Here is a 6,790-nt window from a genome sequence, read left to right as displayed (position 1 = left end):
GCGATCCCGCTCTTTCATGTGACCGCCTGCAATGCGCGCATGCTGTCGAGCCTTCATGTGGGCCACACAATGGTGCTGATGAACAAATGGGACCCGCTTGAGGCGCTTCAGATCATCGAGCGCGAAAAGATCGCTTACACAGGGGGCGTGCCCGCCATCGCCTGGAGTCTTCTGGAGCATCCTCAGCGGGGTGAATTTGACCTCTCCTCGCTTGAAGGCGTGGCCTATGGCGGCGCGCCGGCGGCGCCCGAGCTGGTGCGTCGGCTTCATGAGGATCTGGGCTGCGAGCCGGGCACGGGCTGGGGCATGACGGAGACCAGCGGCACCGTCACTCGGCATGACGGAGAAGATTATCTCAATCGTCCCGGCAGTTGTGGTCCGCCCGTAGCGGTCGCCGAGCTGAAGATCATGAGCCTGGACGGTGCGAATGAACTCGAGACCGGAGAGGTCGGCGAGCTCTGGGCGCGCGGGCCAATGGTGGTGACAGGGTATTGGAACAAGCCTGAAGCCACGGCTGACACCTTTATCGACGGCTGGGTGCGGACGGGGGATGTCGCGCGTCTGGATGAGGACGGGTTCTGCTACATCGTCGACCGGTCCAAGGATGTGATCATCCGCGGCGGCGAGAATATTTACCCGGTCGAGGTGGAGAACCGCCTGTATGAGCATCCTGCCGTTGTGGATGCGGCGGTGGCGGCTATCCCGCACCAGATCTTGGGAGAGGAGCCAGCAGCGCTCATCACGCTGTCGTATGGCGCGTCAGTAGACGAGCCAACGCTTCAGGCTTTCGTGCGAGAGCGGCTCGCAGGGTTTAAAACGCCGGTGCTTATCCAGGTTCATGACGCGCCCTTGCCGCGCAACGCCAGCGGTAAAATCCTGAAGGCCGAGGTGCGCAAAATTTTGGCGGCTGAATCGGCCCGGCGCAGCCCCGCCTGAATGTGTTGGGGGCTTGGGCGGTGACGTTCAGCATGACGCGCTATAAGCTGGCGAAATGAACGAGATCGCTCCCCCAGCCGCCGCCAGCCGCTTTGATCGCAAGCGCGACCAGATTGTCTCGGCCGCGACCGAGCTGATGAACGAGCTGGGCTTCAAGGGCATGACCCTGACCAAGGTGGCCCACGCCATCGATCTCAACACCACCAGCATCACCTATTACTTCAAGCGCAAGGATTTGCTGGCCGAGGCGATCCTGTCGGACGCAATCCAGCGCTATTCCGACATCGTTGAGCGCGCTGCGCTTGAGCGCGACCCTTATGACAAGCTGCATTGCATGGTCTGGTCGGTGTTGGAGTTGTTTGCGTCGATCCGCTCCGGCGATGCGCCGCCGGTGGCGAACCTCTCTCACATCCGCAGCCTGGAAGAGCCTCTACGTTCGCAACTGAGCGACAAATACATCGCCCTGTTTCGCCGGGTGCGCACCTTCTTTGATCGGGATGAACCCGCGCGCAAGACGCTCGCCACGGCGCAAACTCATGTGTTGCTGGAAAACCTGTTCTGGGCCCAGGCCTGGCTGCGGCGCTATTCGCTGGGGGATTTCGAACGCGTCGCCCATCGTTTCAGCGAAGTCCTCGCCTATGGGGTGTCAGCCAAGGGGCGTCGCTGGGATCCGGTTGCGCTGACGGTGGACCGCCCAGAGACCCTTGAAGGGCTGGGCGAGATGAATATCGCCTTTCTCAAATCCGCCGCCATCACCATTAATGAATGGGGGTATCGCGGCGCATCGGTGGACAAGATCGCCGCCGAGCTTTCCGTCACCAAAGGCAGCTTTTACCACCATCTTCAGAGCAAGGATGATCTGGTGCTGGCCTGTTTTGATCTGAGCTATGCGCGGGTGTCGCTGGCTCAGCGCGCGGCGGAGCGCGTCGAGGGCGACCACCACGCCAGGCTCTGCTCCTCAGTGGCGTCCTTGCTCGACCTGCAGCTTTATGGCGAGTCTCCGTTGTTGCGCACCACGGCGCTATACGCCCTGCCGCCTGATGTGCGCGCAGGCGTCATCGAGCGATCCAACCGCATGGCCCGCCGGTATGCCGGGGTTTTGATTGACGGCATCACTGAAGGCTCCATCAAGGCGATAGACCCTTTGATCGCCGCCCAGATGGTCATGGCGACGCTCAACACCGCGTTTGAGATGCGCCGTTGGGCCGCCGACCAATCCCCGGATGTCGCCATCGAGACCTACGCCTCGATCATCACGCGCGGGATCATCCAGGACCTCTGAAAATCAGACTGTTTGAGAGCCTGACGTGCGCTCACAGCCGAGCTGTGCGCGCCGCATGTTATATGGATATGGCAAACTCGTAGTTCAAACCGTATCGGCATAAACGCTGATTGCGGCGCCCTGTATGGGAGTTTTGAACATACCGGTCATTCTATTTTTTTCTTGAACGCAATCATGGAAGCTGTAGCGTTTCCCGCATGGAGGCTTTTGGGGGAGCACAGCAGCCGGATCGCCGCACAGAGGCAGACCTTCTCAAGTGTTGAGGAAGCGCCACTGCCGGCGCGCGAAAGCGCTCAGCGGCCAGACCATCAGGAAAAGGCGCCGAAAAGGCGCAGGCCGCCAATGATGCGGCGAACAAGACCTCAACGTAGGTCGGGAGGAGAGATCAATATGAAGACCAAGGCGAAGCTCATGCTGAGCGCCGTGTGCGTCCCGTTGATGCTGACGGCGACCGCAGCCGCGCAGGAGACCACGGACGCCGCACAGGCTGAAAGTCGCAACGCAGACCGTATTGTTGTGACCGGGAGTTATATCCGCGGCCGCGGCGAGGACGGCGCGTTGCCAGTAGATGTGTTCGGGGCCCAGGAACTGGATAATCGCGGCATCGACAGTCCGCTTGAATTCATGAAGACACTGCCGTCCGTGGGGCCGGTGATGGGCGATTCCAACCAGTACGCCGCCGGTACGGAACAGGGGGTGGGCTCGATCAATCTTCGAAGCCTGGGACGCGAGCGCACGCTGGTGCTGTTCAATGGTCGCCGTACCATTTCAAGCCCCGGCACAGGGTCGACCGACACCAACCTCATTCCCTTCTTTGCGATCCAGCGCATTGAGGTGCTCAAGGACGGCGCGGCCTCCACCTATGGCTCTGACGCCATCGCGGGCGTGGCCAACTTCGTCACCTATGACGCGTTTGAGGGCGTCGAGGTGTCCGGCAGCTATAATTTCGTCGACGGGTCAGACGGAAACTACCAGGCGAGCGTGCTCGCTGGTGACAGTTTCGGCGCCGTGGACGTGATGGTGGGCGCAGGCTGGCAGCGCCGCAACGAATTGCCCAACACCGAGCGTGATTTCACGCAAGCCGACTACGCCGTGAACCCGACGGGATATTCCTTTCTGTCCAATCCGGGCACGTATCTACCGATCATTCCGGGGTTCGGCGTGGTCGGGCTGGGCGTGGACGGCGCGCAACTTGATACTTGCAACGCGATGGGCGGGTTTGACGGGCTGTTTCCGGTCTCGCCGACCACCGCCTACCCGGTGTGCCGGTATTCCTATGTCGACTTCACCAATCTGGTGGAGGAAGAGGACCGCTATCAGATCTATGGCCAGATCGACGTGGAGCTGGGGTCGTCGACTTCTTTCCATGCCGAGGCGATCTATGCCGGCATGGAAATGATCAACTATGCCGGCTCGCCCAGCTATCCGCCGGTTCAGGGGCCTTTGGGGCCAGGCAGCGCCAACGCGTTCAGCGTTCCGGCCAGCAATCCGGGCTATGCGACTTTCCTGTCGCAAACGTTTCCGGCGGGCTCGCCCGCCTATCTGTCCTCGCTCTCCAATATCTTGTTCTTCCGGCCCTTTGCGCTGGGCGGCAATCCGCTGGATGAGCGTGGGGCCGGTCTGGGCTCGGCGGAAAACGAAGCCTGGCGCATTTCGGCTGGATTTGAGCATGATTTCTCGGAGAACCTGAGGGCCGAGCTCTACGCCACCGCCATTCACTCCAACCGCAAGAACGCCGTGCGAGATTTCGTCGGCGATCGGTTGCAGCGCGCGCTCAACGGCTTGGGCGGGCCAGATTGCTCCGGGACGACGCCGGGGGCCAATGGCTGCCTGTACTTCAATCCCTTCATCAATTCCGCGCCGGGACACCCCACGCTCGGCCTTGATAATCCCGCCTATGTGGCAGGCAATGAGAACGATCTCGATCTGATCAACTGGATGTATCAACCCAGCGGCACCGACCAGACCGAGGACCAGTTCATCCTTGATCTGATCTTCAGCGGGTATGACACGGTGTTCGGCCAGCAGGTGGATTACGCGTTCGGCGCCCAGTATCGCCGCACCGAATACGAATCCCTGCCTGCCAATGTGTTCAGTGACCCGCAGGGCTTTCCGTGCGCGCGAGAGGGCGTCACCACCTGTCTGGACGATCCCAATGATAATGATCTGCCGATCGGTCCGTTCATCTTCCTGGGGCAGTACTCCACCGTGAATGTGGAGCAGGACGTCTACGCCCTGTTCGCCGAAGCCCTGATCGAGCCGTTTGACGGGTTCGAAGTGACCGGCGCCGTTCGGTACGAAGACTATGGCGATCCGGTGGGGTCCACGTTCAATCCCAAGCTCTCCGCGCGCTGGCAGGTGACTGACCGCGTGGCGCTGCGCGCCTCTGTCGGCGACACCTTCCGCGCTCCGTTGCCGAGCGATCTTGAAGGCGATGGCCTGACCCTGGTGGAAGGCATTGACGCGGCGGGCGGCGCCTTCAAGGCCAACCAGATCGCGGGTAACCGCAATCTCGCACCTGAAACGGCGCTGACCTATAATTTCGGCGTTCTGTTTCAGGCCGGCGGCTTCAGCGCCAGCGTCGATTACTGGAACTACGATTTTGAAGGCCGGTTTACCGAACTGCCGGTTCAGGCGATCGCCAGCGCGGTCGCGCCCGGCCCGGTGACGGACGGCACCCAGGCGGTCAATTGCGCCAGCCCGTTCGTCGAGTTCGTGGTGTTCGCCGGCGGGGTTTGCGACGCCAGCACCACCGCCAACGACATCTCCCGCATCCTGGTGCAGGTGGTGAACGGCCCGGACGTGACCACGAACGGGTTCGATTTCTCGCTGAACTATGACGGCGATTTCGGTCCGTACGCCTTTTCCGGCGGGCTGAACGCCACCTACACCGCAGAGTACGAGTTTGGCGAATTCGTCTATGAGGGCCTGACCTTTGACGGAGCGTATGATGCGGCCGGCTTTGCGAACTACAACCGCGCGCCAGGCACGGTCTCGCCCTGGCGGGCGAGCGGTTTCGCCAGCTTCAGCCGGGGTCGGTACAATGCGACCTACAGCGTGACCTATATCGACGGCGTGGAGGACAATCGCTGCCCGTCGAACGCGGCCTGTACGCAAACGCCGGAGTTTGGCGACACCAATTTCGCGCGGACGGTGGAGTCCTATACCCAGCACGACCTGACCGGATCGGTGGATCTGTCGGCGCTCGGGGCGGATCTTCAATTGCAGGTCGGAGTGGAGAACATGTTCGACACCGATCCGCCGGCTGCGCGGCTGGAGTTGAGCTATGATCCCTATATCGGCAACCCGCTTGGACGGGTGTATCGGCTGGGGCTGACCGCGCGTTTCTAGCGCAAATCTGTAATCTCCCCTTGAGGCCGGGCGAGTCCCGGCCTCTTTTTTATTGACCCGACGCAACAGAAAGGCGCGCCATGGATCTCTTCGACCTCACAGGAAAGACTGCGATCATCACGGGGTCTTCTCGCGGCATTGGACGCGCGATCGCTGAACAGCTGGCCGCCCGGGGCGCGCGTGTGGTCATCTCAAGCCGCACTCAGGCAGACTGTGACGTGGTGGCGGACGCCATCAATGAGGCCCATGGCGAGCAGCGCGCCATGGCGATGGCGGCGAGCATCTCGTCCAAATCCGACCTTGAAGCCCTGTTCGCGCAGACCCGCAGCACATTCGGGCCGGTGGATATCCTGGTCTGTAACGCGGCGAGCAATCCGCATTACGGCTCCATGGATACGATCAGCGACGAGCAGTTTCGCAAAGTTCTGAACAACAATGTCATTTCGAACCATTGGCTGATTCAGCTGGCTTTGCCGGACATGCGCGCGAAACAGGATGGGTCGATCATCGTCGTCTCGTCCATCGGTGGATTGCGCGGCTCTGAAACCATCGGCGCCTATAACATCTCCAAGGCGGCGGATTTCCAGCTGGTGCGTAATTACGCACTGGAGGCCGGACCTCATAATATCCGGGTGAACGCGATTGCTCCGGGGGTCGTGAAGACGGAGTTCGCCCGCGCGCTCTGGGAAGATCCTAAAGCCGAAGCGGCCGTGTCAAAGCGTACGCCCTTGCGGCGGCTTGGCGAGCCGGACGATATCGCCGGCGCTGCGGTCTATCTCGCAGGGCGCGCCGGGGGCTGGATGACGGGGCAGATGATGGTGATTGACGGCGGGGTGACCGCCGGCGTGCTCGTCTGAGCCGCCGACGGTCGTGCCGTCAGGAAGCGGCGAGCTTGAGGTAGCGCGCCATGTGCGCGTCCTCATCGCCGAGCACATGGTCGAGCATGATCAGACGCTTGGCGAAATGCGAAAGCGGCATTTCCCACGACATGCCGATGCCGCCATGCATCTGGATCGCTTCTTCCGCGGTGAGCGCGCCCACCTTGCCGATGGTGTATTTCGCCGCCGAGCCGAAGCGGTCACGCACCGCCGGCTCTTTGGCGAAGTATGCGGCCGCGTTGATGGCGGACGAACGCGCCTGCTCGATCTCAAGCGCGACGGTGGTCATGCGGTGCTTGAGCGCCTGGAACGCGCCGATCGGCACGCCGAACTGCTTGCGGGT

Annotated in this window: 5 protein-coding genes; 4 read left to right on the top strand and 1 reads right to left on the bottom strand. The window is 61.8% G+C overall.

Features of this window, described 5'->3' with window-relative positions:
- The 4 genes from B3M53_RS09580 to B3M53_RS09565 all read left to right on the top strand — a co-directional run.
- A partial coding sequence (locus B3M53_RS09580; RefSeq protein ID WP_286800238.1) for a class I adenylate-forming enzyme family protein occupies positions 1–936 on the top strand: 936 nt, incomplete at its 5' end.
- A gap of 55 nt (positions 937–991) precedes the next feature.
- Complete coding sequence (locus B3M53_RS09575; RefSeq protein ID WP_286800237.1) at positions 992–2,218, top strand: TetR/AcrR family transcriptional regulator; 1,227 nt, start codon at positions 992–994, stop codon at positions 2,216–2,218.
- Between the two features lie 390 nt (positions 2,219–2,608).
- The gene (locus tag B3M53_RS09570; RefSeq protein ID WP_286800236.1) at positions 2,609–5,569 is read left to right on the top strand and encodes a TonB-dependent receptor domain-containing protein; all 2,961 of its coding nucleotides are present in this window, start codon (positions 2,609–2,611) and stop codon (positions 5,567–5,569) included.
- 80 nt (positions 5,570–5,649) lie between these two features.
- Positions 5,650–6,426, top strand: coding sequence for an SDR family NAD(P)-dependent oxidoreductase (locus tag B3M53_RS09565; RefSeq protein WP_286800235.1), 777 nt, complete (start codon positions 5,650–5,652; stop codon positions 6,424–6,426).
- Between the two features lie 19 nt (positions 6,427–6,445).
- On the opposite strand, the gene B3M53_RS09560 is transcribed toward B3M53_RS09565, so the two are convergent.
- The coding region (locus tag B3M53_RS09560; protein ID WP_286800234.1) for an acyl-CoA dehydrogenase family protein at positions 6,446–6,790 on the bottom strand (345 nt) is incomplete at its 5' end.

Origin of the sequence: Oceanicaulis sp. UBA2681, assembly GCF_002354675.1 — a bacterium.
Taxonomy (GTDB): Bacteria; Pseudomonadota; Alphaproteobacteria; order Caulobacterales; family Maricaulaceae; genus Oceanicaulis; species Oceanicaulis alexandrii.
The sequence above is the reverse complement of the archived record's forward strand: the minus strand, read 5'-3'. Positions and strand labels throughout refer to the sequence as shown.